Here is a 25,417-nt window from a genome sequence, read left to right on the forward strand (position 1 = left end):
CGCCCGCGAAAGAGACCCCACCCGTGACGACCGCCCCCGCCCCAGCCCTCACCCTCCCTGCCCCGTACGGCAGTTGCCCCTTCGATCCGCCGCCCGCCTACACGCACGCGAGCCGCGAGAGCGCGATCACCGAGGCCGCGCTCCCCGACGGCGCCCCCTGCTGGCTGGTGACCGGCTACAGCGAGGTCCGCGCCGTCCTCGCCGACCCCCGCTTCAGCGCCGACGCCCGCACCCCCGGCTTTCCCTTCCTCTCGCCGGGGCAGCGCCAACTGGCCACCGCCAAGCCGAGTTTCATCCGCATGGACGACCCCGAGCACGCCCGCCTGCGCCGCATGGTCACCAAGGACTTCCTGGTCAAGCGGATCGAGGCGCTGCGCCCCGGTATCCAGGCCATCGTCGACGAGACGATCGACCGGATGCTCGCCAAGGGCCAACCGGCCGATCTGGTCGGCGACTTCGCGCTCCCCGTCCCGTCCCTCGTGATCTGTCTGATGCTGGGCGTCCCGTACGAGGACCACGACCTCTTCCAGTCGCTGAGCCGCACCCTGCTCGACAACACCACCACCCGCGAACGCGCCGCCGAGGCCCACCACGAGCTGATGGACTATCTCGCGCGGCTCGCGGCCCACAAGGCGGACCACCCCGGCGACGACATCCTCAGCCGCCTGGTCGCCCGCGAGGACCTCAACGCTCAGGAGACCGCGTCGCTGGGCTTCCTGCTGCTGGTCACCGGGCACGAGTCCACCGCCAACATGAGCGCGATCGCGATGCTCGCGCTGCTCCGCGACCCGGATCGCGCGGCCGCACTGCGGGCCGACCCGGCGCTCGTACCCGGAGCCGTGGAGGAACTGCTGCGCTGGCTGACGATCATCCATCTCGGTCTTGGCAGGGCGGCCACCGAGGACGTGGAGATCGGCGGGCGCACGGTCCGGGCCGGCGACGGGGTCATCTGCATGCTCTCCACCGCCAACCGGGACCCGGACATGTTCGGCGGCGAGGGGGCCACGGACCCGGAGGAGCTCGACCTGACCAGGGACGCGCGGCGCCACGTCGCCTTCGGCTTCGGCGTGCACCAGTGCCTGGGCCAGCCGCTCGCGCGGGCCGAGCTGCAGATCATCGTGGAGACGCTGCTGCGCAGGCTCCCCGGACTGCGCCTGGCCGTACCGGAGCAGGAGCTCGCCTACAGCACCGAGAACATCGTCTACGGACTGAAGGCGCTCCCCGTCGCCTGGTGAAAGGACGGACTAGGCCTGCGGAGTGCCCGCGCTCGCCAGAGCGGCCGACAGTTCCTGGGCGATCCCCTGCAGGATCGGCACGATCTTCTCCGTGGCGGCCTCGGTCACCCGGCCCGCCGGGCCCGAGATCGAGATCGCCGCGGCAGTGGGGGAGTTGGGCACGGGAACCGCGAGGCAGCGGACCCCGATCTCCTGCTCGTTGTCGTCGACCGCGTACCCCGTGCGCCGTACGAGCTCCAGTGCGTCCAGGAACCCCTCGGGCGTGGTGATCGTCTTCTCCGTCGCGGCCGGCATCCCCGTCCGCGCGAGCAGGGCCCGCACCTCCTCCGCGGGGGTGTGCGCGAGCAGCGCCTTGCCCACGCCGGTGGAGTGGGGGAGGACCCTGCGGCCCACCTCGGTGAACATCCGCATCGAGTGCTTGGAGGGCACCTGCGCGACGTAGACGATCTCGTCCCCGTCGAGCAGCGCCATGTTCGCGGTCTCGCCCGTCTCCTCGACCAGGCGCGCGAGATACGGGCGCGCCCAGGTCCCGAGCAGCCGCGCCGACGACTCGCCGAGCCGGATCAGCCGGGGGCCCAGCGCATAGCGTCGGTTGGGCTGCTGTCGTACGTAGCCGCAGGCCACCAGCGTGCGCATCAGACGGTGGATGGTGGGAAGCGGCAGACCGCTGCTGGCGGAGAGCTCGCTGAGGCCGACCTCGCCCCCGGCGTCGGCCATTCGCTCGAGAAGATCGAAGGCGCGCTCAAGGGACTGGACACCCCCGCCGGCGGCGGCAGGCTTGGAAGCGTCGGTGGCGCTGGAGGTCGGCACGGGCGCGGTTCCTTTCGAGGCGGGCAGGCAGGTCAGCAGCCTACCGGGCAGGGTCGGGCCTACCCCTCGCGTAGATCACTACATTCTGCACTGCGAAATATCTCTTTCATATTGTGGAAACCTCCAAGAGGAAGGGTGACTCTTGACGGGGATCCGCCCGGAGTGAAGACTCCGTCAACAGACTGTTGATTTTCCGCTGTACGGAAGTGAGGGCCTCGGGTGTCCGACGTCAACCTTGTGCTGCGCTCCACGCGCGTCATCACCCCCGAGGGGACACGGGCCGCGACGGTCACCGTGTCCGGCGGGACGATCGCGGCGGTCCTGCCGTACGACGCCGAGGTCCCGGCCGGTGCGCGGATCGAGGACTTCGGTGACGACGTCCTGCTCCCCGGCCTCGTCGACACGCATGTGCATGTGAACGACCCGGGCCGCACCGAGTGGGAGGGCTTCTGGACCGCCACGCGCGCGGCGGCGGCCGGCGGCATCACCACGCTCGTGGACATGCCCCTCAACTCCCTGCCGCCGACCACCACGGTCGACAACCTCCGTACGAAGAAGGACGTCGCCGCCGCCAAGGCGCACATCGACGTCGGCTTCTGGGGCGGCGCGCTGCCGGACAACGTGGCGGACCTCAAGCCGCTCCACGACGCCGGGGTCTACGGCTTCAAGTGCTTCCTGTCGCCGTCGGGCGTGGACGAGTTCCCGCACCTCGACCAGGAGCGGCTGGCCGCGTCCATGGCGGAGATCGCCGGCTTCGACGGGCTCCTGATCGTGCACGCCGAGGACCCGCACGAGCTGGACGTCGCCCCGCACCTGAGCGGCCCCAAGTACGCGGACTATCTGCAGACCCGGCCGCCCGTCTCCGAGAACGTGGCGATCGAGGGCCTCATCGCCGTCGCGAAGCGCATCGGCGCCCGGGCCAGAGTGCATGTCCTGCACCTGTCGTCCGCCGCCGCGCTGCCGCTGATCGCCGCCGCCAAGCGCGAGGGCGTACGGCTCACGGTCGAGACCTGCCCGCACTACCTCACGCTCACCGCCGAGGAAGTCCCGGACGGGGCAAGCGAGTTCAAGTGCTGCCCGCCCATCCGCGAGAGCGCCAACCAGGACCTGCTCTGGGCGGCCCTCGCCGACGGCACCATCGACTGCATCGTCACCGACCACTCGCCGTCGACCGCCGACCTCAAGACGGACGACTTCGCGACGGCGTGGGGCGGCATCTCCGGCCTCCAGCTCAGCCTCCCGGCGATCTGGACCGAGGCCCGCAAGCGCGGCCACTCCCTGGAGGACGTCGTGCGCTGGATGTCGACGCGCACCTCCGAGCTGGTCGGCCTGACGCAGAAGGGTGCGATCGAGGCCGGCCGCGACGCCGACTTCGCGGTCCTCGCACCCGAAGAGACCTTCACCGTCGACCCGGCGGAGCTCCAGCACCGCAACCGGGTCACCGCGTACGCGGGCAAGACCCTGCACGGCGTCGTCAGGTCCACCTGGCTGCACGGCGAGCGCATCCTCGACGGCGGCACCTTCGCCGAGCCCGCCGGCCGCCTCCTCGAAAGGAACAACTGACCGTGGTCACCGCTCACTTCACCGGAGACGCCAGCCCCTACGGCGGCGGCGACCCGTACGCCGACTACCGGACTGTTGAACTCCCCTTCACCGCGCTCGTCGACCTGGCCGACCGCCGGCTCGGCGCGGGCGTGATCGCCGCGAACGACGAGTTCTTCGCCGAGCGCGAGAACATGCTCATACCCGAGCCCGCGCACTTCGACCCCGAGCGCTTCGGCCACAAGGGCAAGATCATGGACGGCTGGGAGACGCGGCGCAGGCGCGGCGCCTCGGCCGCGGAGCCGCACCCGACGGAGGACGACCACGACTGGGCGCTCGTACGGCTGGGGGCGCCGGGTGTGATCCGGGGGATCGTCGTCGACACCGCCCACTTCCGCGGCAACTACCCGCAGGCAGTCTCGGTGGAGGCGGCGTCGGTGGCGGGCTCCCCGTCGCCCGACGACCTGCTGTCGGGTGACGTGAAGTGGACAACTCTCGTTCCCCGTACGGCCATTGGCGGCCACGCGGCGAACGGCTTCGAGGTCGGCGTCGAGCAGCGCTTCACGCATCTAAGGGTCAACCAGCACCCCGACGGGGGCATCGCGCGCCTGCGGGTCTACGGCGAGGTCGCCCCCGACCCGGCGTGGCTGACGGCGCTCGGCACGTTCGACGTGGTGGCCCTGGAGAACGGCGGCCAGGTCGAGGACGCCTCCGACCGCTTCTACTCCCCGGCCACCAACACCATCCAGCCGGGCCGCTCGCGGAAGATGGACGACGGCTGGGAGACGCGGAGGCGTCGCGACAAGGGCAATGACTGGATCCGCTATCAGTTGGTGGCCCAGTCCGAGATCCGCGCGGTCGAGATCGACACGGCGTATCTGAAGGGCAACTCGGCGGGCTGGGCGGCGCTTTCGCTGCGCGACGGCGAGGAGGGGGAGTGGACGGAGATCCTTCCCCGGACCCGCCTCCAGCCGGACACGAACCACCGGTTCGTGCTGCCCGCGCCCGTGGTCGGGACGCATGTCCGGGTGGACATCTACCCCGACGGCGGGATCTCGCGACTGCGCCTCTTCGGCAGCCTGACGCCGGAGGGCGCGACGACTCTGGCTGCGCGCCACGCGGAGCTCGGCGGCTGATCCCCGCCCCGGGGGCTCTGCCCCCGGACCCCCGCTCCTCAATCGCCGGAGGGGCTTGATCTTTCCCGGCGATTGAGGACAAGCGGCCGGAGGTCGCCTACGCCGCGTGGCCCCCGTCCACCGCGATCTCCGCGCCCGTCACGTACGCCGCCTCCGTGCCCGCCAAGTACGCCACCAGTGCGGCGACTTCGTCGCGGTCGCCGAAGCGGCCCAGTGCCGTTCCGGCCCGCTGCGGCTCCGCGTACGGGCCGTCCGCCGGGTTGAGGTCCGTGTCGATCGGGCCCGGGTGGATCAGGTTGACCGTGATCGACCGGCCGCCCAGCTCCCTCGCCAGGGACTTCGTCAGGCCCGTGAGCGCCGACTTGCTCATCGCGTACAGCGTGCCGCCGGGGCCGCCCGCGTACTGCGTGAGACCCGAACCCACGGAGACGATCCGGCCCCCGTCCCGCAGCACCCCGGCCGCCGCCCGCGAACCCAGGAAGACCTCGCGCACATTGATGTCCAGCGTGCGGTCCACGTCCTCCACCGACAGGTCCCCGATCGGGCCGAGCACCCCGATGCCCGCGTTGTTCACCAGGATGTCGAGCCCCCCGAACTCCTCCGCGGCCCGCTCGACCGCCCCCGCCGCGTCCATCCGCAGCGCGAGGCCCCGCCGCCCCGCCGACTCGATCTTGCTGACGACCTCCTGGGCCGCCTCCTCGTTCCGTACGTAGGTGATCGCCACATCGGCGCCCTCCTGCGCCAGCCGCAGGGCGACCGCCGCGCCGATGCCCCGGCTGCCGCCCGTGACCAGTGCCGTCTTGCCGTTCAGTGAAGACATCTTCGTTCCCTTGTTCAGTGGAAGTAGAGGGGGAAGTGGTTGCGTGCTCAATAAAAGCCGCAGCGCCTCCGCAGCACCGGCGGGAATCGGACGCCGAGTACGGTTGACCAGCCGGAACCCCCGCACCACTCGTCAGGAGAACCCGCTGTGACCCTGCAGCAAGAGATCGTCGGAAACGCCATGCAGATGGCCGTCGTCAGCCTTCAGCCCGGCCAGACCGTCTACTGCGAGGCCGGCAAGTTCCTCTTCAAGACGTCCAACGTGACGATGGAGACCCGCCTCTCCGGACCGGGCAGCGGCGGAGGCGGCGCCCCGCAGGGCGGCCAGGGCGCCGGCATGGGCGGCATGCTCCGCCAGGCCATGGGCACCGCGATGCAGGTCGGCCAGCGCGCCCTGGCCGGCGAGTCGCTCGCCTTCCAGTACTTCACCTCCACCGGCGGCGAGGGCACCGTCGGCTTCGCCGGTGTGCTCCCCGGCGAGATGCGCGCCCTGGAGCTGAACGGCAGCCGCGCCTGGTTCGCCGAGAAGGACGCCTTCGTGGCCGCCGAGTCCACCGTCGAGTTCGGCATCGCCTGGCAGGGCGGAAAGACCGGCCGCAGCGGCGGCGAGGGCTTCGTCCTGGAGAAGTTCACCGGCCGCGGCACCGTGATCATCTGCGGCGCGGGCAACTTCATCGATCTCAATCCGGCCGACTTCGGCGGCCGCATCGAGGTCGACACGGGCTGCATCGTCGCCTTCGAGGAGGGCATCGAGTACGGCGTCCAGCGCATCGGCGGCCTCAACCGCCAGGGCATGATGAACGCCGTCTTCGGTGGCGAGGGCCTCTCCCTCGCCACCCTGGAGGGCAACGGCCGCGTCATCCTGCAGTCCCTCACCATCGAGGGCCTCGCCAACGCCCTCAAGAAGGCCCAGGGCGGCGACAAGCAGGGGCCGACCGGCGGTCTGTTCTCGACGGGCGTCGGATAGAGCGATGAATTCCGGGTGAGGGTGGAGTCAGAAAGGCAAGAGCTCCCCACGACGGAGAAGGGCCCGCGCCATGAAGATCACCCTCACCCAGTTCCTCACCCTCGACGGCGTCTACCAGGCGCCCGGCGGCCCCGAGGAGGACCCCAGCGGCGGCTTCACGCACGGCGGCTGGACCTTCCCGTACGACGACGAGGACTTCGGCGCCTTCGTCACCGAGAACTTCTCCCGGGTCGACGCCTTCCTGCTCGGCCGCCGTACGTACGAGATCTTCGCCTCCTTCTGGCCGAAGATGACCGACCCCGCCGACCCGGTCGCCTCCCGCCTCAACGCCCTCCCCAAGTACGTGGCGAGCACCACCCTGACCAGCGCCGACTGGGAGGGCACCCGGATCATCGGCGCCGACGACCTGGTCAAGGACGTCACCGCGCTGAAGGAGCAGCCGGGACGCGAGCTGCAGATCCACGGCAGCGGCGCCCTCGCGCAGTCGCTGATGGCGCACGACCTGATCGACACCCTCCACCTGATGACGTTCCCCGTGGTCCTGGGCGCCGGCAAGCGCCTCTTCGCGGACTACGCCACGCCCACCGCGTTCCGGCACACCGCCTCGCGCGTCACGAGCAAGGGCGTCACGATCTCCACGTACGACCTCGCAGGCCGGCCCGCGTACGGGAGCTTCGCCGTCTAGTCAGCGGTCGGTGACCCGATCCGAGGCGATCAGCACGGCGCAGCCCACCACCGTGAGCACGATGTCGGCGAAGACCTCGTAGCCATTGAGGAATCCCAGCCGGGTCACCAGGCCCGTCAGCGGGAACCAGTCGAACCATTCGTGCAGCAGCCCGCCCACCCCCTGGATCAGCAGGAGCAACCCGGCAACCTCGAAGATCTTCTTCATACGGACAGCGTGTCCGCGGCGCGCCCCCACCGGTATCGGCCGTCGGGCGCTCTGCCCGGTCCGAAAGGCTGAGCCGCGGAAACTTTGGTCTGTACTCGGCGGCCGGGGGCCGCATTCGCCTCGCCGCCTGCGTAGTTTTGTCGATATGACGCGTCCGGATTACCCCTGGCTGCTGCCCTCCTCCCTCGCCGATCCGGCGCTGACGACCGACGGGGAGCGGCCGCGCCGTACCGCGCGCGACTGGATCGTGGACATCACGGCCTTCCTGATCGCCGCGGGCATCGGCATCCTGGCGCTCGACACGGTCTCCGAGGCCAACAACTCCGACCTCGTGACGCTGGCCGACCAGATCGCGGGCGCCACCGCCTGCTGTGCGCTGTGGGTGCGCAGGCGGTGGCCGGTCGGGCTCGCGGTGGGGCTCCTCGTCCTCGGTCTGGTGGAGCCGCTGGCCGCCGGTGCGCTGCTCGTGGCGCTGTTCAGTCTCGCCGTGCACCGGCCGTTCAAGCCCGTGGCGATCATCGGCGGCGCCGCCGTGCTCGGCGGGCCACTGAGCGCCTGGCTGCGGCCCGACCCGACGACGAGCTGGCTCGCCTCGACGCTGGTCGGGGCGCTGTTGGTGCTGCTGGTGATCGCGTGGGGGATGTTCGTACGCTCCCGGCGCCAGCTCCTGGTCGTACTGCAGGAACGCGCCCTGCGCGCCGAGGCCGAGGCGGAGCTCCGTGCCGAGCAGGCCCAGCGGCTCGCCCGTGAGGCCATCGCACGGGAGATGCACGACGTGCTCGCCCACCGGCTGACCCTGCTCAGCGTGCACGCGGGCGCCCTCGAATTCCGCCCCGACGCACCGCCCGCCGAGGTCGCCCGAGCGGCGGGCGTCATCCGGGACAGCGCCCATGAGGCGCTGCAGGACCTGCGCGAGATCATCGGGGTGCTGCGGGCGCCGGGCGAGGGGGACGAGCACCGGCCGCAGCCCACCCTCGTCACTCTCGAAGCGCTGGTCGCCGAGTCGAGGCAGGCCGGAATGAAGGTCGCCCTGGATCTACGGGTCGACGACCCGGGCGCCGTCCCTGCCGCTACGGGACGGACCGCGTACCGGATCGCCCAGGAAGGTCTGACCAACGCCCGCAAGCACGCCCCGGGAACGGAAGTCACCGTCACCGTCGAGGGCAGCCCCGGCAACGGACTCACCGTCGAGGTGCGCAATCCGGCCCCTGTCGGCGAGTTCGAGAAGGTCCCCGGATCGGGGCAGGGGCTCATCGGGCTCACGGAACGCGCCACCCTCGCCGGCGGCCGCCTCGACCACGGAACGACGGGGGAGGGCGGCTTCCTCGTCGGCGCCTGGCTACCGTGGCCCGCATGACCATCAAGCTGCTCATCGTCGACGACGACCCGCTCGTACGCGCCGGACTCTCGCTCATGCTCGGCGGCGCCGAGGACATCGACATCGTCGGGGAGGCCGCCGACGGCAGCGAGGTGGAGGCGGCGGTCGGACGGTTCGGCCCCGATGTCGTCCTCATGGACATCCGGATGCCGGGCGTCGACGGGCTGACGGCGACCGAGCAGTTGCGCGCCCGGCCCGGCGCACCCGACGTCATCGTCCTCACCACGTTCCACGCCGACGAACAGGTGCTGCGCGCGCTGCGGGCAGGCGCCGCCGGATTCGTACTGAAGGACACACCGCCCGTCGAGATTGTCGCCGCGGTACGGCGCGTGGCGGGCGGCGACCCCGTCCTCTCACCCGCGGTGACACGGCAGTTGATGTCGCACGTGGCGGGCGCGGCCCCCGACGACCGGCAGGGCAGGGCGCGCGGCCGGCTCGCCCAACTCGCCGACCGGGAACGGGAGGTGGCGGTCGCGGTCGGGCGCGGACAGTCCAACGCGGAGATCGCCGCCGCGCTGTATCTGAGCCTGCCGACCGTGAAGACGCACGTCTCGCGGATCCTGTCCCGGCTCGGCCTCAACAACCGTGTCCAGATCGCGCTGTTGGTTCACGACGCGGGGATCCTCGACGAGGGCGGCGACGTAGGCTGACCCGATGGTGGACATCGATCTTGCCGCATGGGGCGACGACTTCGTCGCCGATCCTTATCCGTACTACGCGAAACTGCGTGATGCAGGGCCCGTTCACGAGGTGGTCCACCAGAACGGCATGCCGTTCTGGATGCTCGTGGGCCACGAGGAGGCCAGGGCCGCGCTCGCCGACCCGCGGTTCTCCAAGGACTGGCGCGCCAACGGCGAATGGGACTGGGAGACCAGCGCCGTCAACGCCAACATGCTGGAGTCCGATCCGCCGCACCACACCCGGCTGCGCAAGCTGGTGGTGCGGGAGTTCACCCCGCGCCGCATCGAGCAGCTCGCCCCGCGCATCCAGCAGATCACCGACGAACTCCTCGACGCGATGCTCGCCGCACCGGGCGGCCCCGCCGACCTCGTCGACGCGCTGGCCTTCCCGCTGCCCATGACCGTCATCTGCGAACTGCTCGGGGTGCCCGACCTGGACCGCGACAGCTTCCGCAAGTGGTCGAACGAGATCGTCGCCCCGACCGGCCCGGACGCGGAGGGCGAGGCGGGCGCCGCGATGGCCGCCTACCTCGTCGAGCTCATCGAGGACAAGCGCTGCAGCCCCGGCGACGACCTGATGAGCGCCCTGATCCGCACCGTGCACGAGGACGGTGACCGCCTCTCGCCCGACGAACTCGTCGGCATGGCGTTCCTGCTGCTCGTCGCGGGCCATGAGACGACCGTCAATCTGATCGCCAACGGGGTACGGGCACTGCTCGACCACCCGGGCCAACTGGCCGCCCTGCGCGCCGACTTGAGCCTGATCGACAACGCCGTCGAGGAGATGCTCCGCTACGACGGCCCGGTCGAGGGCGCCACCTTCCGCTTCACCCGCGAACCCGTCCCCGTCGCGGGCTCCGTCATCCCGGCGCGCGCCACCGTCCTCGTCGCCCTCGCCGCTGCCGACCGCGACCCGGACAAGTACGCCGACCCCGACCGCTTCGACATCCAACGCGAGACGCAGGGCCATCTCGCCTTCGGCCACGGCATCCACTACTGCCTGGGCGCACCGCTCGCCCGCATGGAGGGCAGGATCGCCGTCCGTTCGCTCCTGGAGCGCTGCCCGGACCTCGCCCTCGACCCCGACCGTGCCCCGTACGACTGGATCCCCGGGATGCTCATGCGCGGCGTGCGCCGCCTGCCGGTGCGCTGGTGACGGAGCGCCGCCGGTGTTCGCCGCGCAGCACCAGGGCCGGCCATTCGTCCCCGTACGCGCCACAGGCCGAGAGCGACCACAGCGACCACTTCTGCGGTACGGAGTAGTACGGGACCAGCACCCGGACCCGGCGCAGCCGCGACACCTTCACCGGGATCAGCGCGGGCAGCACGTCGGGCGCCTGCCCCGCCAGGATCGCCTTGCGGCACGAGGCGCACCCGGGGCGGCGGTCGGCCGCCGCCCCGCGCGGCCGGATCCGGCGCTTGGCGCTGCGCCGCTCCGGGCGGTGCGGGCGCTCGGCGGCCGCATGGAGGGGGTTGTAGTAGCAGCGCTCCGCCGGCTTCGGCGGATGCGCCGCCCCGGCGAGCCGGGCGTGGACGGCGGCGAACCGCTCCAGCGCCCGCTCGGCGAGGACGGCGGCTGCCGCCAGGTCGGGCAGATCGCCGGCCTCGTCGAGGACCTTCCCCGCGGCGGCGAAGGCGTCCAGCGCCCACTGGTAGTCGCGCCGGACCACGGCATCCAATTCGGCTTCCCCGACCGGGAGTTCGGCCTCGCGCAGGATGTCGCCCACCGCCGCCACCCGCTCGGCGGAGATCCGCTGCAGCCGCTCGTACGCGGCCTCCCACTCCTCGATGACCAGGTGCTGCGCCTCCCGGCTCAGCCCCTTGCCCCGCACCGCGCCCGCACCCTGGGCCGGGCGCATCTGCCCCACGAACCACCACCGTCTGAACACCTGGCCTCGCCTCCCCACCACAAGAGTAGAAGTGCGCCGGGCGGCAGTGGAGTTAGGGTGAGCTGTCCGATCTTGAAGGAGGAGCGACCGTGCCGGAACTTGATCTGGAAATGGCCCGCAAGACCCTGGACGGCCAGCCGTTCAGCCGTCTCGTCCAGGCGCGGATCGCCGAGTTCGGTGACGGGAAGGCCGTCCTGGAGATCGACATCCGCGAGGAGCTGCTCCAGCAGAACGGCTTCGTGCACGGTGGGGTCCTGGCGTACGCGGCCGACAACGCCCTCACCTTCGCCGCCGGTACGGCCCTCGGATCCGCCGTCCTGACCAGCGGCTTCTCCATCCAGTACGTACGGCCCGCGACCGGCGTCAGCCTCGCCGCCCGCGCCCAGGTCGTCCACGCGGGTCGCCGCCAGGCCACCGTCCGCTGCGAGCTGTTCACCGTGAAGGAGGACGGCGCCGAGGCACTCTGCGCCGTCGCGCAAGGCACCGTACTGTCCGCACAGCCGTCTTGAGAGGACGCCGCCTGTGACCGCCGATGCCCCCGCCGCCATAGTCGATCTCGCCGCACTCGGCGAGGACTTCACCCGGAACCCGTACCCCGTCTACGCGAAGCTCCGCGAGGCGGGCCCCGTCCACCGCATCCGGATGCCCGAGGGCTCCGACGCCTGGCTCGTCGTCGGCTACGAGGCCGGGCGCGCCCTCCTCGCCGACCCGCGGCTCTCCAAGGAGTGGCGCAACGCCTCGCCCGCGCTGGGCGTCGCCCAGGTCTCGTCGGGGCGCACCATGCTCAGCTCGGACCCGCCGTTGCACGCCCGGCTCCGGGGGCTCGTCACCCGCGAGTTCACACCCCGCCGCATCGAGCAACTCGCCCCGCGCATCCAGGAGATGACCGACGGACTGCTCGACGCGATGCTCGCCGCCGCTCCCGGTGGGCGCGCCGATCTCGTCGAGTCGCTGGCCTTCCCGCTCCCGATGGGTGTGATCTGCGAACTGCTCGGCGTCCCCTTCCTCGATCGGGCGTCGTTCCGCGACCTCTCCAACGTCGCGATCTCCTCGACCGATCCCGAGGAGCGGGCCGCGGCCGCCAAGGCCATGCCCGCCTACCTCTCCCAGCTGCTCGCCTCCAAGCGCGAACAGCCCGGCGACGACCTGATGAGCGCGCTCATCACCGCTTCGGACGAGGAGGGCGACCGTCTCTCCGGGGAGGAACTCCTCGGCATGGCCTGGTTGCTGCTGGTCGCCGGCCACGAGACCACGGTCAATCTCATCTCCAACGGTGTCCTGGCCCTGCTCACCCACCCTGACCAACTGGCCGCCCTGCGCGCCGACGTCGGCCTCATCGACCAGGCGGTGGAGGAGATGCTCCGCTACGAGGGCCCGGTGGAGACCCCCACGTACCGCTTCACCACCGAGCCCCTCGACATCGGCGGCACCGTGATCCCCGGCGGCGGCGAACTGGTCCTGGTCGCGCTCTCCGACGCCAACCGCGACCCGGCCCGCTACCAGGACCCGGACCGCTTCGACATCCGGCGCACCGACGCCCGCAGCCACCTCTCCTTCGGCCACGGCATCCACTACTGCCTGGGCGCACCGCTGGCCCGCCTGGAGGCGCGCATCGCGATCCGCTCCCTCCTGGAGCGCTGCCCGGACCTCTCGCTGGAGATCGACCCGGCGGCGGTCTCCTGGCGTACGGGCATGCTCATCCGGGGCCCGCACGCCCTCCCCGTCAGCTGGTAGGGATCTCCGCGACACGGACCGGGCGCCGCTCGCGCCGCGAGAGCTCGCAGGCCTCGGCGATGCGCAGGGCGTGCAGCGCCTCGCGGCCGTCGCAGGGGTTGGCGAGCTCTCCCCGTACGACCTGGAGGAAGGCGTCCAACTCGGCCTCGTAGGCGGGGGCGAAGCGCTCCAGGAAGCCCGGCCAGGGCTTGTCCGCGGGCGGCGGGCCCTGGGGTTCGGCGGAGGTGAGGGGCGTACGGTCGTCGAGCCCGGCCGCGATCTGGTCGAGCTCCCCGGCCAGCTCCATGCGGACGTCGTAGCCCGCCCCGTTGCACCGGGTCGCGGTGGCCGTGGCGAGGACCCCGTCGTCGAGGGTGAGGACGGCGGCGGCCGTGTCGATGTCCCCGGCCTCGCGGAACATCGCGGGCCCCGCGTCGGACCCCGTCGCGTACACCTCGACGACCTCCCGCCCGGTCACCCACCGCATCATGTCGAAGTCGTGCACCAGACAGTCCCGGTAGAGGCCGCCCGACAGCGGCAGATACGCGGCGGGCGGCGGCGCGGGATCCGACGTCATGGCGCGTACGGTGTGCAGCCGCCCGAGCGCACCGGAGCGCACCAGGGAGCGCGCCGCTACGTAGCCCGCGTCGAAGCGCCGCATGAAGCCCAGTTGGAGGACCGTCCCCGCCGCCTCGACCTCGTGCAGCGCGGCCAGGGTCCCGGGCAGGTCGAGGGCGATCGGCTTCTCGCAGAAGACGGGGAGCCCGGCCCGGGCGGCGCGGCCGATCAGTTCGGCGTGCGAGGAGGTGGCGGAGGCGACGACCAGCGCGTCGAGGTCCTGCGCGAACAGCGCGTCGACCGAGGCCGCGGCGCTCGCACCGGTCCGTACCGCCACCTCTGCCGCCCGCGCCCCGTCGGTGTCCGCGACCACCAGGGACTCCACGCGGGGGTGGGCGCCGAGCACCCCCGCGTGGAAGGAGCCGATCCGTCCCGTGCCGATGAGTCCGATTCGCATGGCCCCAACGTGCCGTCGGCCGCCCGGTCCTGTCAACGGTATGTCCTGACAAACTCCCGGCCGGCTAAAGGGTGTTCGCCGCGTCGAGACGCAGCACCACCACCCCGTACGGAGGCAGCACCACCGTGTCCACCGCGCCGCCCCCCGGTTCGGAGAGCAGGTGCCCGGCCTCGGTCACCGGCTTCACCCGGAGCTCCTCCGGGCTCTGGCTGACCAGCCAGACGAAGCGGTGCCCCTCCTCGTGGACCAGCAGGTCCACGGCGACGCGCGGATCGTCGACGGTCACCGGACGCCGTACCCCCGCGTGCACGGCGAGCGCGTCGTACAGCCTGCTCGTCGCCTCCGGATTGACCCGCGGAGTCACGGCCGCCATGTGCTCCAGCGGATACGTGCACAGCACCACGCTCCCGGCGCCGATCCGGCGGCTCAGCAGCGCGGGCCGTCCCCGGCCGTCGGTCGCGAGCACCTCGGCGCCCTCCGGCTCCACCGGCAGGAACGATCTGCTGCTGTCGGTGCCGGCGGTACGGAAGGCCAGGGTGGCGCCCTCGGGGAGGTTGCCGAAGGGCTGCAGGAAGGTCAGGACGGTCTCGTCGTCCTCGATCGGGTTGACCATCCCGTACTCCAACTGGTGTTGCACGCCGAAGAGTTGGTCGAGGTGTGCGTACCAGGGCCCGCGCTGCTCGTCGTGGCTGCCCGCGCAGTACGAGACATAGACCGTGGCCCCGCCGCGCGCCAGCTCCTCCAGCCGGTACCAGCCGGAGGCGAGCAACTGCTTGGTGGCGGGCACCAGATACAGCCGGTGGCCCTCCGGCAGCCCGTTGCTCTCGCGGACCACGGCGGCGGGGGCGTCGGCGAGGCGGGCCGCGATCCACGACTGCCGGGCGGTCTGCTCCACATGCCGGCGGTCCTCGGGCCGGGTGAAGGGGTAGAGCGTGTCGAGGTACGAGGAGACGACCAGGGCCGTGTCCGTCTCCGCGCGGGTGCACCGCTCGAAGTCGACCGCCTCCAACACCCGAGCGAAGTCGCGGAGTTCGAGCAGCTGGGGCTTGGCGGCTCCGGTGGAGTCGGTGAGCCCGAAGTGCATCTCGAAGGGATGGTGGCTGTACGGGGGCTGGTCGCGCAGCGTGTCGTAGTCGGTGTTGTTCCAGGCGATCCAGCCCGTCGCCCCGGCCAGCAGAGAGTTGTGCAGGGCCTGGCGGTAGTAGCGGGCCGCATGGGCGCCCGAGGCGAAGTCGGAGGTCAGGCCGAACTCCTCCAGGACCACGGGGCGGCCGAAGGACCCGGTCAGCTCGCAGACCCAGGCGGCCGCGTAGTGCTGGCGCACCACGTCGTCCTCCATGCGGTAGACGTGCGGGCCCAGCCAGTCGGTGAGGGCGGCGGTGTCGCGCAGTGAGAAACCGTTGTCGTGGCCGGAGTTCTCCAGACCCCAGGCGCCGTCGCCGAGCGAGACGGGCTGGGTGGCGCCGCCGGCCCGCACCGCGTCGACGAGGATCTGGGCCCAGGAGGCGACGGACTCGCGGGTGGCACCCTCGGCGCCGTAGATCGGCATCTCGTTGGAGATCAGCCAGCCCGCCACGGCCGGATGGTCCTTGAAGCGCCGGGTCATCTCGCGGGCGAACCAGGCCTGTCGGGCGACCAGCCAGACGTCGGTGTAGAGGTCGCGGCCCCCGCGCCAGACGGGGTCCCAGTTCTCGCCGGACATGTGGCCGACGATGAAGGTCGGCACGGTGGTCATGCCGAGCTCCTGGTGCCGGTCGAGGAAGTCCCGGTAGCGGTCGCAGAGGACGTCGTCGACGCGGTGCGGTTCGGGGTGGAAGTCCGGCCAGTAGAAGAACGACCGGGTCATGTTGAGCCCGTGCTCGTGCAGGACGCGCAGCTCCCCGGTGACGGTCTCCCCGTCGTACGAGCGCCACATCAGCGGACCCCCGGCGCGGGACCAGAAGTTGGCGCCCAGCCAGGTGGCGGGGGAGCGGTCGGAGGGAATGCGGGCAGCAGGACGCTCCATCGGTGAATTCTCCCTGAGGGCGCTGAGGGCAGCTGGCATGACAGGTGCGGCCCGTTGCGGACGGGCGTGCCGCGCTTTCCACAGCAGTGAACCGCTGTACCGGTTTAGCGTCAACCCCTCGGTAAACCGGTTTACTTGACCGGGGCCGCCACGCTCCCCCGCAGCGTCAGCCGGGGCGCGGGATCCTCCAGGTCCGCCACCTCGAGCCCGCCCGCCGCCGCCCGCAGCAGCCGCGCCGCATGGGCCCCGTACCCGGCGATGTCCCGGCTGAGGGCCGTCAGTGCGGGGTGGACCAGCTCGCAGAGGGCGGAGTCGTCCCAGGCCACCAGTGAGACGTCGGCGGGCACGTGCAGCCCCATCGACTGGACGGTGGCGAGCCCGGAGACGGCCATCACGTCGTTGTCGTACATGATCGCCGTCGGCGCCTCGCCGCCGGACAGCAGCGCCCGGGTGGCCGCGGCTCCCGCCTCCCCGCTGTAGTCGGTCTCCACCGTGCACCCCGACAGCCCCAACTCCCGTACGGCCGCGTCGAATGCGGCCCCACGGATCACGGTGTGCCGCAGCCGCTCGGGTCCGCCCACCCGCGCCAGCCTGCGATGCCCCAGGTCGGCGAGGTGGCGTACGACGGTGTGCACGGCGGCCGCGTCGTCGCTCCAGACCGCGGGCAGCGCGCCCGTGCCGACCGGCGCGCCGAGCACCACGGCCGGCATGCCGAGCTCTTCGAGCACCGTCACCCGGGCGTCGTCGGCCTGCAGGTCCACCAGGAACACCCCGTCCACGCGGCGCTGCGCCCACCAGGACTTGTAGAGCGCGACCTCCGCCGCCTGGTCCTCGGCCATGGTGAGCACCAACGGCGTTGCGTCCCTGATCAGTTCGGACTGGATCCCCGAGATCAGCTGCATGAAGAAGGGTTCCAGGCCGAGGGTGCGCGCCGGCCGGTCGATGACCAGGCCGAACGCCCCCGCCCTTCCGTCGGAGAGCGCGCGGGCGGCGCTGTTGGGCTGCCAGCCGAGCTCCTCCGCGATGGCGAGGATGCGGCGGCGGGTCGGTTCGGAGACGCCGGGGCGGTTGTTGAGCGCAAAAGACACCGCGCCCTTGGTGACTCCGGCGCGCCGGGCGATGTCCGCCATCGTGGGGCGCTTCACGGGCGGGACCTGGGAGTTCGATTCATTTCGACTAATCCGGTTCAGTAGACGGGGCGGATTGATTCTCGACATCGTCGGACATCGCTCGGCAGAAAAGCAATGCACCGGCATTGACTCAGGCTTTCCGGCGCCCTTAATTTTCACGGCACCGACGGTGCGCGGACCGCCGTTCGGCCCTCCATCCGTGCCACGACGAGCTAGGGAACAGCCATGGTGCACATACGGATACGGACACGGACAACGACGTTCGCCGGAGCGCTGGTCGCCACCGCGCTGCTGACCGCGGCCTGCACCGGCAGCGGAGGCAGTGCGAAGGGAGCGGACGCGAAGGCCCCCACGGACCCGAAGAAGGTCTCGGGGACCATCACCGTCCTCACCCACAAGACCGACCTGGTGCAGGACGGCACGATGAAGAGGTACGCGGACGAGTTCAACAAGATCTACCCCAAGGTGACGGTCAAGTTCGATGCCATCACCGACTACGAGGGGGAGGTCAAGATCCGGATGAACACGGAGAACTACGGCGACGTCCTGATGATCCCCGGCGTCATCCCCAAGGCCGACTACCCCAGGTTCTTCGCCTCCCTCGGCACCGAGGCCGAGCGCAGCAAGAAGTACCGCTTCACCGCGTTCACGACGGTCGGCGGCAAGACGTACGGCCAGAGCCCGATGGGGTCGATCCCCGGGTTCACGTACAACAAGAAGGTGTGGAGTCAGGCAGGGATCACCAAGTGGCCCACCACGCCTGCGGAGTTCCTCGCCGACCTGAAGCAGATCAAGACGAAGACGGCGTCGATCCCGTACTACACCAACTTCAAGGACATGTGGCCGATGACCGCATGGACCTTCGCGAACGGTTCGCTCAGCTGCGACGTCCAGGCCAACAACAAGCTCACCACCACCGACCCGTGGGCGAAGAACGGCGGCGAGCTGCGCACCGTCGACACCCTGCTCTACGACATCGTGCACGACGGGTACGCGGAGAAGGACCCGACGACCACGGCCTGGGAGGCGTCCAAGACCAAGCTGGCCAAGGGGCAGATCGCCACGATGTGGCTCGGCTCCTGGGCGACCGTGCAGATGCAGGGTGCCGCGAAGAGCGTCGGCACGAACCCCGACGACATCGGGTTCATGCCCTTCCCCGCCCAGGTGGACGGCAAGTACTGCCCGGTCACGTCCCCGGACTACAACCAGGCCGTGAACATCCACTCCGCGCACAAGGAGGCGGCCCGCGCCTGGATCGACTGGTTCACCGACAAGTCGGGTTACGCGGACTCGCAACTGACCATCTCGCCGCTCAAGTCGGCCCCGCTGCCCGCGATCCTCAAGCCGTACGAGGACGCGGGGGTCAAGTTCATCGAGCTCGACCAGACCAAGGGCGCACAGGTCAACGCGATCGACAACGAGTCGGAGATCGGCCTGAACAAGCCCGACTACCGGCAGGACCTGGTCGACATCGCCCGCGGCGCCAAGAAGCAGAGCCTGGAGTCGTTCTTCGCCGACCTCTCCAAGCGCTGGACCGCCGCGCAGAAGTCCGCAGGGCAGTGATGGCACAGACCACCGCACACCAGGCTCCCCCGGTGCAGCACGCGGTGCGGCCGGCGGAGGCGAAAGCCCCTGCACGCGCCCGCCGTTGGCGCGCCGTCACACCCTGGCTCTTCCTCGCCGCCCCACTGGTGCTCCTGGGGGTCTTCACCTACGCACCGGTCGCGAACATGATCGCGTACAGCTTCACCGACTGGGACGGCATCAGCCCCGAACTGCACTACACCGGGGTGGAGAACTACACCGAACTCTTCACCCGGCCCGCGCTGTTCCAGGTCTTCTTCGTCAGCGCCTACTACCTGGCCGCGTCCGTCGTGCAGATCGTCCTGGCCCTCTACTTCGCCACGATCCTCAGCTTCGACATCCGCTTCCGCAACCTCTTCAAGGGGCTGCTGTTCTTCCCGTACCTCATCAACGGTGTCGCCATCGGCTTCGTCTTCCTCTACTTCTTCCAGGACGGCGGCACCCTGGACACCGTCCTCGGTCTCTTCGGGGCCGGCGGCCACCGCGCGTGGCTCGGCACGGCGGAGTCCGCCAACAGCTCCATGGCCGGGGTGTCCGTCTGGCGCTACCTGGGTCTCAACTTCGTCCTCTTCCTCGGAGCGATCCAGTCGATCCCCGGCGAGCTGTACGAGGCGGCGGAGCTCGACGGCGCCAATCGCTGGCAGCAGTTCCGGCACATCATCGCGCCGAGCATCAGACCGATCCTGAGCCTGACCGTGATCCTGTCGATCTCCGGGTCGCTCTCCGCCTTCGAGATCCCGTACATCATGACCGGCGGTGCGACGGGCACGGAGACGTTCGTCATCCAGACCGTGAAGCTCGCCTTCCAGTTCAACAAGACAGGGCTCGCCTCGGCCGCCGCGATCGTGCTGCTGCTGATCATCCTCGGGGTGACCTGGGTGCAGCGCCGTCTGGTCCCCGACGAAAAGGTCGACCTCGTATGAGTACGCACACTGCCCGGGGCATGAACCGGACGGCCTCCGCGCTGCGTTACACGTCCCTGGTGGCAGCCTGCCTGGTCGTGCTGCTGCCGCTGGCCGCCGTCTTTCTGACCTCCCTCAAGAGCGCGCAGGAAATGGCGGACTCCGACGGGGCGCTGACCCTGCCGCACAACTGGCTGAACTTCGACAACTACGTCACGGCGTTCCGGGACGGCCGGATGCTCTCGGCCTTCGGCAACACGGCGTTCATCCTCTTCTTCTCGATCACCGGCACGGTGCTCATCGGCTCCATGACGGCGTACGCCATCGACCGGTTCACGTTCCGTTTCAAGAAGCTGGTCGTCGCGCTCTTCCTGATCGCGACACTGGTGCCGGGGGTCACCACCCAGGTCGCGACCTTCCAGATCGTCAACAGCTTCGGCATGTTCGACACCCGGTGGGCGCCCATCGCCCTCTACATGGGCACGGACATCGTCTCGATCTACATCTTCCTGCAGTTCATCCGCGGGATCCCGGTCTCCCTGGACGAATCGGCCCGCCTCGACGGCGCCAACGCCTTCACCATCTACCGCAAGATCATCTTTCCGCTCCTGAAGCCGGCGATCGCGACGGTCGTCATCATCAAGGGCATCACCGTCTACAACGACTTCTACATCCCGTTCCTGTACATGCCGTCCGACGACCTGGGCACGATCTCCACCTCGCTCTTCCGCTTCAAAGGCCCCTTCGGAGCGCACTGGGAGACCATCTCGGCCGGCGCGGTGCTCGTCATCCTGCCGACCCTCGCCGTCTTCCTCTTCCTGCAGCGGTACATCTACAACGGGTTCACCCGGGGAGCGACCCGGTGACTACCCTTTGTCCGGACAACCGGACGAGGACTACGCTCCCCCCGTGTCCAAACCCATGGCCGACCCCGCGCTCAGTCTTGAACTCGGCGTGGACCGCACCAGCCCGGTCCCGCTCTACTTCCAGCTCGCCCAGCAGTTGGAGGCGGCCATCGAGCGCGGCCGGCTCACCCCCGGCACCCTCCTCGGCAACGAGATCGACCTCGCGGGCCGCCTCGGGCTCTCCCGCCCGACCGTCCGCCAGGCCATCCAGTCGCTGGTCGACAAGGGCCTTCTCGTACGCCGCCGGGGGGTGGGCACCCAGGTCGTGCACAGCCAGGTCAAGCGCCCGCTCGAACTGAGCAGCCTCTACGACGACCTCCTCGCGGCGGGCCAGCGCCCCACGACCCGCGTCCTGTGCAACGACACCGTCCCCGCGACCGCCGAGATCGCGGCAGCCCTCGCGGTCCCCGAGGGCAGCGAGGTCCAGCACGTCGAGCGACTGCGGCTCGCGTACGACGAGCCCATGGCGCACCTCTGCAACTACCTCCCCACCGGTCTACTGTCCCTGGACACCGACCAGTTGGAGGCCACGGGCCTCTACCGGATGATGCGCGCGGCGGGCATCACCCTGCACAGCGCCCGCCAGTCGGTGGGCGCCCGCGCCGCCGGCGCCGCGGAGGCCGTACGGCTCGGGGAGCCCGACGGGGCGCCGCTGCTCACGATGCAGCGCACCACCTTCGACTCCACCGGACGGGCCGTCGAATTCGGCACCCACGCCTACCGGGCCTCGCGCTACGCCTTCGAGTTCCAGCTCCTGGTCCGCCCGTAGAGCCGGTGGAGTTCGTAAGAATGTTCTGACAAACCATTGACGGGGCAGCGCGCCCGCCGCTAGAACTCCTCTGCCGCAACCCGGCGGCCGGGAGAGAAGGCGGACCCCATGCGTACGACCCGTACAGCAGCAGCACTCCTCGTCGCCACGCTGACGCTCGCCGCCGCCGGCTGCTCGGGCTCGGGCGGCAAGGACGCCGAACCGAAGCCGTCCCAGCCGTCCAACGGTAAAGGGGTCTCCACCCCGCGTCTGAAGATCGCGATGATCACCCACTCCGGCGAGGGCGACACCTTCTGGGACATCGTCCAGAGCGGCGCCAAACAGGCCGCGGCCAAGGACAACGTGCAGTTCCTGTACTCCGCCAACAAGGACGGCGGCCAGCAGGCCCAGCTCATCCAGGCCGCCATCGACCAGAAGGTCGACGGGATCGTCGTCACCCTCGCCAAGCCCGACGCGGTCAAGGACGTCGTGAAGAAGGCCGTCCAGGCCGGCATCCCCGTGATCTCCATCAACTCCGGCGCCGAGTTCTCCCAGCAGCTCGGCGCGCTCGGTCACATAGGCCAGGACGAGTCCGTCGCGGGCGAGGCGGTCGGCGAACAGCTCAACACCGAGGGCAAGAAGAAGGCCCTCTGCGTCATCCACGAACAGGGCAACGTCTCCCTCGAAGCGCGCTGCGCGGGCGTGAAGAAGACCTTCAAGGGCTCCGTCTCGAACGTCAACGTCGACGGCACCAACACGCCCGCCGCCGCCTCCTCGATCACCGCGAAGCTCCAGGCCGCGAAGGACACCGACGCCGTCGTCACCCTCGGCGCGCCGATGGCGGACGCCGCAGTGAAGGCGAAGGGCGACGCGGGCTCGTCGGCCGAGGTGGACACCTTCGACCTCAACGCCAAGGTCGTGTCGTCCATGAAGTCCGGCGCCATCGGCTTCGCCGTCGACCAGCAGCCGTACCTCCAGGGCTACCTCGCCATCGACGAACTGTGGCTCTACAAGACCAACCTCAACGTCATCGGCGGCGGAAAGCCGGTCCTCACCGGACCCGCGATCCTCACCAAGAAGGACGTACCCGCACTGGAGAAGTACACCGCCGCCGGTACCCGATGACGGCCCCGCGACCTCACGTGACCCATACTTGGCCCGCACGAGATGTACGGAAGACCAAGAAGGGCACCACGTCGTGGCAAGGGTTCGGACAGGGGTACGCGCGGTGAGCGCGGTGCTGGCGGCGGTGCTCGGAGCGTCCCTCGCGGGGTGCAGCAGCACGGGCGGCAAGCGCGCCGAGGAGCGGGCCGCACAGGCCGCATCGGGCAAGGCGGCGGTGGACACACCCCGCTGGAAAGTCGCGATGGTCACCCACTCGGGCGATGGCGACACCTTCTGGGACATCGTCCAGAAGGGTGCCGAGCAGGCGGCCGCCAAGGACAACATCGACTTCCTGTACGCCCACAGCGACCAGGCCCAGGAGCAGGCCCAGCTGGTCGACTCCTACGTCTCCAAGGGCGTCGACGGCCTGGTCGTCACGCTCGCCAAGCCGGACGCCATGAAGGAGGCCGTCGCCAGGGCCGAGAAGGCCGGCATCCCGGTGATCACCGTGAACTCGGGCTCCGAGGTCTCCAAGGCCTTCGGCGCGCTCGCCCACATCGGCCAGGACGAGACGATCGCCGGCGAGGCCGTCGGCGAGGAGCTCAACAAGCGCGGCAAGGAGAAGGCCATCTGCGTCCTGCACGAGCAGGGCAACGTCGGCCACGAGCAGCGCTGCGCCGGAGCGAAGAAGACGTTCAAGGGCACGATGCAGAACCTCTACGTCGACGGCACCAACATGCCCGACGTCCAGGCGTCCATCGAGGCCAAGCTCCAGGCCGACAAGTCCGTCGACTCCGTCGTGACCCTCGGTGCGCCCTTCGCGGACGCCGCCGTCCAGGCCAAGGAGACCGCGCAGTCCTCGGCCGAGATCGACACCTTCGACCTCAACGCCGCCGTCGCCACCGCGCTCTCCGCCGGCACCCTCGGCTTCGCCGTGGACCAGCAGCCGTACCTCCAGGGCTACGAGGCCGTGGACCTCATCTGGCTCTACAAGTACAACCTCAACGTGCTCGGCGGCGGAAAGCCGGTCCTCACCGGACCGCAGATCATCACCAAGGACGACGCCGGAGCTCTGCAGAAGTACACGGAGCGGGGGACCCGATGACCACAGTCGCACCACCGGCGGACGAACGGCTGCTCAGGCCGTCGCTGCTGCGCAGACTCCTCGGCCGGCCCGAGCTCGGCTCGGTCGTCGGCGCGGTCGCCGTCTTCATCTTCTTCTCGATCGTCGCGGACAGCTTCCTGCAGCTCTCCAGTCTCTCGACCGTGCTGTACGCGGCCTCGACCATCGGCATCATGGCGGTCCCCGTCGCGCTGCTGATGATCGGCGGCGAGTTCGACCTCTCCGCCGGTGTGCTGGTGACCAGCGCCGCGCTGATCTCCTCGATGTTCAGCTACCAGATGACCGCGAACGTCTGGGTGGGCGTCTTCGTCTCGCTCGCCGTCACGCTCGCCATCGGCGCGTTCAACGGCTTCATGCTGACCCGCACCAAGCTCCCCAGCTTCATCATCACGCTGGGCACGTTCCTGATGCTGACCGGTCTGAACCTCGGCTTCACCAAGCTCATCAGCGGCACGGTCTCCACGAAGGCCATCGGCAACATGGAGGGCTTCTCCTCGGCGAAGGAAGTCTTCGCCTCGCAGCTCACCATCGGCTCCGTCAACCTCAAGGTGACCATCCTGTGGTGGGCGGCGCTGATCGCCGTCGCCACCTGGATCCTGCTGCGCACCAAGGCCGGTAACTGGATCTTCGCGGTCGGCGGCAACGCGGACGCGGCCCGCGCGGTCGGCGTCCCGGTCGTCAAGACCCGTATCGGCCTCTACATGGGTGTGGCCTTCGCGGCCTGGATCTCCGGCCAGCACCTGCTCTTCAGCTACGACGTGGTGCAGTCCGGCGAGGGCGTCGGCAACGAGCTGACGTACATCATCGCGGCCGTCATCGGCGGCTGTCTGATCACCGGCGGCTACGGCTCCGCGGTCGGCTCGGCGGTCGGCGCGTTCATCTTCGGCATGACCAGCAAGGGCATCGTGTACGCGGAGTGGAACCCGGACTGGTTCAAGTTCTTCCTGGGGGCGATGCTGCTCCTGGCCACGCTGCTCAACGCCTGGGTACGCAAGCGAGCGGAGGCATCGCGATGACAGCTCTTGTCGAACTCGACGGCGTAGCGAAGTTCTACGGCAACATCAAAGCCCTCGAGGACGTCTCGCTCCTGGTCAACGCGGGCGAGATCACCTGCGTCCTCGGCGACAACGGGGCGGGCAAGTCCACCCTCATCAAGATCATCTCCGGGCTGCACCAGCACGACGCGGGCACCTTCCGCATCGACGGCGAGGAGACCACCCTCACCAAGCCGCGCGAGGCCCTCGACAAGGGCATCGCCACGGTCTACCAGGACCTCGCCGTCGTCCCCCTGATGCCGGTCTGGCGGAACTTCTTCCTCGGCTCCGAACCCACAAAGGGTGCAGGACCGCTCAAGCGCCTCGACGTGCAGAAGATGCGCGAGACGACCCGCGCCGAGCTCCTGCGCATGGGCATCGACCTGCGCGACGTCGACCAGCCCATCGGCACCCTCTCCGGCGGCGAGCGCCAGTGCGTGGCCATCGCCCGCGCCGTCCACTTCGGCGCCAAGGTCCTCGTCCTCGACGAGCCGACCGCGGCCCTCGGCGTCAAGCAGTCCGGCGTCGTCCTGAAGTACGTCGCCGCCGCCCGCGACCAGGGCCTCGGCGTGGTCCTCATCACGCACAACCCGCACCACGCCCACCTGGTCGGCGACCGGTTCGTCCTCCTCAAGCGCGGTGCCATGTTCGGCAGCTACACCAAGGACGAGATCACCCTCGACGAGCTGACGCGCCAGATGGCCGGCGGCAGCGAGCTGGAGGAGCTCAGCCACGAACTGCAGCGCGCCACGGTGCTCCCCGAGGTCCCCGTGAAGAAGCTCCCGGACGCCTCCTGACATCTCGGA

At 70.1% G+C, this 25,417-nt stretch carries 25 protein-coding genes; 18 read left to right on the forward strand and 7 right to left on the reverse strand.

Annotated features, from left to right (window positions below):
• Nucleotides 1-23: 23 nt before the first annotated feature.
• Complete coding sequence (locus tag OG707_RS33190) at nucleotides 24-1,235, forward strand: cytochrome P450 (protein WP_329124958.1); 1,212 nt, start codon at nucleotides 24-26, stop codon at nucleotides 1,233-1,235.
• 9 nt (nucleotides 1,236-1,244) lie between these two features.
• On the opposite strand, the gene OG707_RS33195 is transcribed toward OG707_RS33190, so the two are convergent.
• Nucleotides 1,245-2,045 carry an IclR family transcriptional regulator gene (locus OG707_RS33195; protein ID WP_329124960.1) on the reverse strand — a complete coding sequence of 267 codons (801 nt, stop codon included), beginning with the start codon at nucleotides 2,043-2,045 and terminating at the stop codon, nucleotides 1,245-1,247.
• A gap of 219 nt (nucleotides 2,046-2,264) precedes the next feature.
• On the opposite strand from OG707_RS33195, the gene allB reads away from it, so the two are divergent.
• Together allB and alc are read left to right on the forward strand one after the other, a co-directional pair.
• On the forward strand, nucleotides 2,265-3,608 hold the full coding sequence (allB, locus tag OG707_RS33200) for an allantoinase AllB (protein ID WP_329124962.1): 1,344 nt from the start codon (nucleotides 2,265-2,267) through the stop codon (nucleotides 3,606-3,608).
• A 2-nt stretch (nucleotides 3,609-3,610) separates the two neighbouring features.
• On the forward strand, nucleotides 3,611-4,723 hold the full coding sequence (gene alc, locus OG707_RS33205) for an allantoicase (RefSeq protein WP_443071428.1): 1,113 nt from the start codon (nucleotides 3,611-3,613) through the stop codon (nucleotides 4,721-4,723).
• A 97-nt stretch (nucleotides 4,724-4,820) separates the two neighbouring features.
• Here alc and OG707_RS33210 read toward each other — a convergent pair whose 3' ends face one another.
• Entirely contained in the window at nucleotides 4,821-5,543 is a 723-nt protein-coding gene (locus OG707_RS33210) for an SDR family NAD(P)-dependent oxidoreductase (protein ID WP_329124964.1), read from the reverse strand.
• Between the two features lie 147 nt (nucleotides 5,544-5,690).
• Here OG707_RS33210 and OG707_RS33215 point away from each other — a divergent pair, with 147 nt between their 5' ends.
• Both OG707_RS33215 and OG707_RS33220 read left to right on the forward strand, forming a co-directional pair.
• Nucleotides 5,691-6,509 carry an AIM24 family protein gene (locus OG707_RS33215; RefSeq protein WP_329124966.1) on the forward strand — a complete coding sequence of 273 codons (819 nt, stop codon included), beginning with the start codon at nucleotides 5,691-5,693 and terminating at the stop codon, nucleotides 6,507-6,509.
• Nucleotides 6,510-6,579: 70 nt separating this feature from the next.
• Nucleotides 6,580-7,194: a dihydrofolate reductase family protein gene (locus OG707_RS33220; protein ID WP_329124968.1), complete on the forward strand. Its 615-nt coding sequence runs from the start codon at nucleotides 6,580-6,582 to the stop codon at nucleotides 7,192-7,194.
• Here the strand turns inward: OG707_RS33220 and OG707_RS33225 are convergent, their stop codons facing one another.
• The gene (locus tag OG707_RS33225) at nucleotides 7,195-7,401 is read right to left on the reverse strand and encodes a hypothetical protein (RefSeq protein ID WP_329124970.1); all 207 of its coding nucleotides are present in this window, start codon (nucleotides 7,399-7,401) and stop codon (nucleotides 7,195-7,197) included.
• A 145-nt stretch (nucleotides 7,402-7,546) separates the two neighbouring features.
• Between OG707_RS33225 and OG707_RS33230 the strand changes: the two genes are divergently transcribed.
• From OG707_RS33230 to OG707_RS33240, 3 genes are read left to right on the forward strand one after another with little or no spacing between them, the layout of a single operon-like run.
• Nucleotides 7,547-8,758 carry a sensor histidine kinase gene (locus OG707_RS33230; RefSeq protein ID WP_329124972.1) on the forward strand — a complete coding sequence of 404 codons (1,212 nt, stop codon included), beginning with the start codon at nucleotides 7,547-7,549 and terminating at the stop codon, nucleotides 8,756-8,758.
• Nucleotides 8,755-9,429, forward strand: a complete 675-nt coding sequence (locus OG707_RS33235) for a response regulator transcription factor (RefSeq protein ID WP_329124974.1) — start codon at nucleotides 8,755-8,757, stop codon at nucleotides 9,427-9,429. The genes OG707_RS33230 and OG707_RS33235 overlap by 4 nt, the downstream gene beginning before the upstream one ends.
• Nucleotides 9,430-9,433: 4 nt before the next feature.
• The gene (locus OG707_RS33240) at nucleotides 9,434-10,615 is read left to right on the forward strand and encodes a cytochrome P450 family protein (protein WP_329124976.1); all 1,182 of its coding nucleotides are present in this window, start codon (nucleotides 9,434-9,436) and stop codon (nucleotides 10,613-10,615) included.
• Here OG707_RS33240 and OG707_RS33245 read toward each other — a convergent pair.
• Nucleotides 10,578-11,348 carry a hypothetical protein gene (locus OG707_RS33245; RefSeq protein ID WP_329124977.1) on the reverse strand — a complete coding sequence of 257 codons (771 nt, stop codon included), beginning with the start codon at nucleotides 11,346-11,348 and terminating at the stop codon, nucleotides 10,578-10,580. The genes OG707_RS33240 and OG707_RS33245 overlap by 38 nt on opposite strands.
• Before the next feature lie 110 nt (nucleotides 11,349-11,458).
• Between OG707_RS33245 and OG707_RS33250 the strand changes: the two genes are divergently transcribed.
• Entirely contained in the window at nucleotides 11,459-11,857 is a 399-nt protein-coding gene (locus OG707_RS33250) for a PaaI family thioesterase (protein WP_443071509.1), read from the forward strand.
• 13 nt (nucleotides 11,858-11,870) lie between these two features.
• Nucleotides 11,871-13,082: a cytochrome P450 family protein gene (locus OG707_RS33255; RefSeq protein WP_329124981.1), complete on the forward strand. Its 1,212-nt coding sequence runs from the start codon at nucleotides 11,871-11,873 to the stop codon at nucleotides 13,080-13,082.
• Here the strand turns inward: OG707_RS33255 and OG707_RS33260 are convergent.
• From OG707_RS33260 to OG707_RS33270, 3 genes are all read right to left on the reverse strand, one after another.
• The gene (locus tag OG707_RS33260; RefSeq protein ID WP_329124984.1) at nucleotides 13,072-14,076 is read right to left on the reverse strand and encodes a Gfo/Idh/MocA family protein; all 1,005 of its coding nucleotides are present in this window, start codon (nucleotides 14,074-14,076) and stop codon (nucleotides 13,072-13,074) included. The genes OG707_RS33255 and OG707_RS33260 overlap by 11 nt on opposite strands.
• 64 nt (nucleotides 14,077-14,140) lie before the next feature.
• On the reverse strand, nucleotides 14,141-16,081 hold the full coding sequence (locus OG707_RS33265; RefSeq protein ID WP_329124986.1) for a cellulase family glycosylhydrolase: 1,941 nt from the start codon (nucleotides 16,079-16,081) through the stop codon (nucleotides 14,141-14,143).
• Between the two features lie 131 nt (nucleotides 16,082-16,212).
• Nucleotides 16,213-17,226, reverse strand: coding sequence for a LacI family DNA-binding transcriptional regulator (locus OG707_RS33270; RefSeq protein ID WP_329124988.1), 1,014 nt, complete (start codon nucleotides 17,224-17,226; stop codon nucleotides 16,213-16,215).
• A gap of 210 nt (nucleotides 17,227-17,436) precedes the next feature.
• On the opposite strand from OG707_RS33270, the gene OG707_RS33275 reads away from it, so the two are divergent.
• From OG707_RS33275 to OG707_RS33310, 8 genes are all read left to right on the forward strand, one after another.
• The gene (locus OG707_RS33275; protein ID WP_329124990.1) at nucleotides 17,437-18,774 is read left to right on the forward strand and encodes an ABC transporter substrate-binding protein; all 1,338 of its coding nucleotides are present in this window, start codon (nucleotides 17,437-17,439) and stop codon (nucleotides 18,772-18,774) included.
• On the forward strand, nucleotides 18,774-19,718 hold the full coding sequence (locus OG707_RS33280; protein ID WP_329124992.1) for a carbohydrate ABC transporter permease: 945 nt from the start codon (nucleotides 18,774-18,776) through the stop codon (nucleotides 19,716-19,718). The genes OG707_RS33275 and OG707_RS33280 overlap by 1 nt, the downstream gene beginning before the upstream one ends.
• Nucleotides 19,715-20,563, forward strand: a complete 849-nt coding sequence (locus OG707_RS33285) for a carbohydrate ABC transporter permease (protein WP_443071429.1) — start codon at nucleotides 19,715-19,717, stop codon at nucleotides 20,561-20,563. Before OG707_RS33280 ends, OG707_RS33285 begins: the two co-directional genes overlap by 4 nt.
• A gap of 55 nt (nucleotides 20,564-20,618) precedes the next feature.
• Nucleotides 20,619-21,371, forward strand: a complete 753-nt coding sequence (locus OG707_RS33290; protein ID WP_329128109.1) for a GntR family transcriptional regulator — start codon at nucleotides 20,619-20,621, stop codon at nucleotides 21,369-21,371.
• Nucleotides 21,372-21,479: 108 nt separating this feature from the next.
• Nucleotides 21,480-22,475: a sugar ABC transporter substrate-binding protein gene (locus OG707_RS33295; RefSeq protein WP_329124994.1), complete on the forward strand. Its 996-nt coding sequence runs from the start codon at nucleotides 21,480-21,482 to the stop codon at nucleotides 22,473-22,475.
• A gap of 73 nt (nucleotides 22,476-22,548) precedes the next feature.
• Entirely contained in the window at nucleotides 22,549-23,559 is a 1,011-nt protein-coding gene (locus OG707_RS33300) for a sugar ABC transporter substrate-binding protein (protein ID WP_329124996.1), read from the forward strand.
• A complete protein-coding gene (locus tag OG707_RS33305; RefSeq protein ID WP_329124998.1) occupies nucleotides 23,556-24,593 on the forward strand; it encodes an ABC transporter permease in 1,038 nt (345 codons plus the stop codon). The genes OG707_RS33300 and OG707_RS33305 overlap by 4 nt, the downstream gene beginning before the upstream one ends.
• Nucleotides 24,590-25,408: an ATP-binding cassette domain-containing protein gene (locus tag OG707_RS33310; RefSeq protein ID WP_329125000.1), complete on the forward strand. Its 819-nt coding sequence runs from the start codon at nucleotides 24,590-24,592 to the stop codon at nucleotides 25,406-25,408. The genes OG707_RS33305 and OG707_RS33310 overlap by 4 nt, the downstream gene beginning before the upstream one ends.
• The last annotated feature ends 9 nt before the right edge of the window (nucleotides 25,409-25,417 follow it).

This window comes from Streptomyces sp. NBC_01465 (assembly GCF_036227325.1).
In the GTDB taxonomy this organism is placed as follows: Bacteria; Actinomycetota; Actinomycetes; order Streptomycetales; family Streptomycetaceae; genus Streptomyces.

What these genes read in the sequence shown, in the direction of transcription:
- OG707_RS33240 (WP_329124976.1), top strand. Translation starts at nt 9,434, where the DNA reads ATGGTGGACATCGATCTTGCCGCATGGGGCGACGACTTCGTCGCCGAT.
- OG707_RS33260 (WP_329124984.1), bottom strand. Translation starts at nt 14,076, where the DNA reads ATGCGAATCGGACTCATCGGCACGGGACGGATCGGCTCCTTCCACGCG.
- OG707_RS33220 (WP_329124968.1), top strand. Translation starts at nt 6,580, where the DNA reads ATGAAGATCACCCTCACCCAGTTCCTCACCCTCGACGGCGTCTACCAG.
- OG707_RS33305 (WP_329124998.1), top strand. Translation starts at nt 23,556, where the DNA reads ATGACCACAGTCGCACCACCGGCGGACGAACGGCTGCTCAGGCCGTCG.
- OG707_RS33285 (WP_443071429.1), top strand. Translation starts at nt 19,715, where the DNA reads ATGAGTACGCACACTGCCCGGGGCATGAACCGGACGGCCTCCGCGCTG.
- OG707_RS33290 (WP_329128109.1), top strand. Translation starts at nt 20,619, where the DNA reads ATGGCCGACCCCGCGCTCAGTCTTGAACTCGGCGTGGACCGCACCAGC.
- OG707_RS33210 (WP_329124964.1), bottom strand. Translation starts at nt 5,543, where the DNA reads ATGTCTTCACTGAACGGCAAGACGGCACTGGTCACGGGCGGCAGCCGG.
- OG707_RS33235 (WP_329124974.1), top strand. Translation starts at nt 8,755, where the DNA reads ATGACCATCAAGCTGCTCATCGTCGACGACGACCCGCTCGTACGCGCC.
- OG707_RS33310 (WP_329125000.1), top strand. Translation starts at nt 24,590, where the DNA reads ATGACAGCTCTTGTCGAACTCGACGGCGTAGCGAAGTTCTACGGCAAC.
- OG707_RS33280 (WP_329124992.1), top strand. Translation starts at nt 18,774, where the DNA reads ATGGCACAGACCACCGCACACCAGGCTCCCCCGGTGCAGCACGCGGTG.
- OG707_RS33265 (WP_329124986.1), bottom strand. Translation starts at nt 16,081, where the DNA reads ATGGAGCGTCCTGCTGCCCGCATTCCCTCCGACCGCTCCCCCGCCACC.
- OG707_RS33230 (WP_329124972.1), top strand. Translation starts at nt 7,547, where the DNA reads ATGACGCGTCCGGATTACCCCTGGCTGCTGCCCTCCTCCCTCGCCGAT.
- OG707_RS33250 (WP_443071509.1), top strand. Translation starts at nt 11,459, where the DNA reads ATGGCCCGCAAGACCCTGGACGGCCAGCCGTTCAGCCGTCTCGTCCAG.
- OG707_RS33225 (WP_329124970.1), bottom strand. Translation starts at nt 7,401, where the DNA reads ATGAAGAAGATCTTCGAGGTTGCCGGGTTGCTCCTGCTGATCCAGGGG.
- OG707_RS33295 (WP_329124994.1), top strand. Translation starts at nt 21,480, where the DNA reads ATGCGTACGACCCGTACAGCAGCAGCACTCCTCGTCGCCACGCTGACG.
- OG707_RS33275 (WP_329124990.1), top strand. Translation starts at nt 17,437, where the DNA reads ATGGTGCACATACGGATACGGACACGGACAACGACGTTCGCCGGAGCG.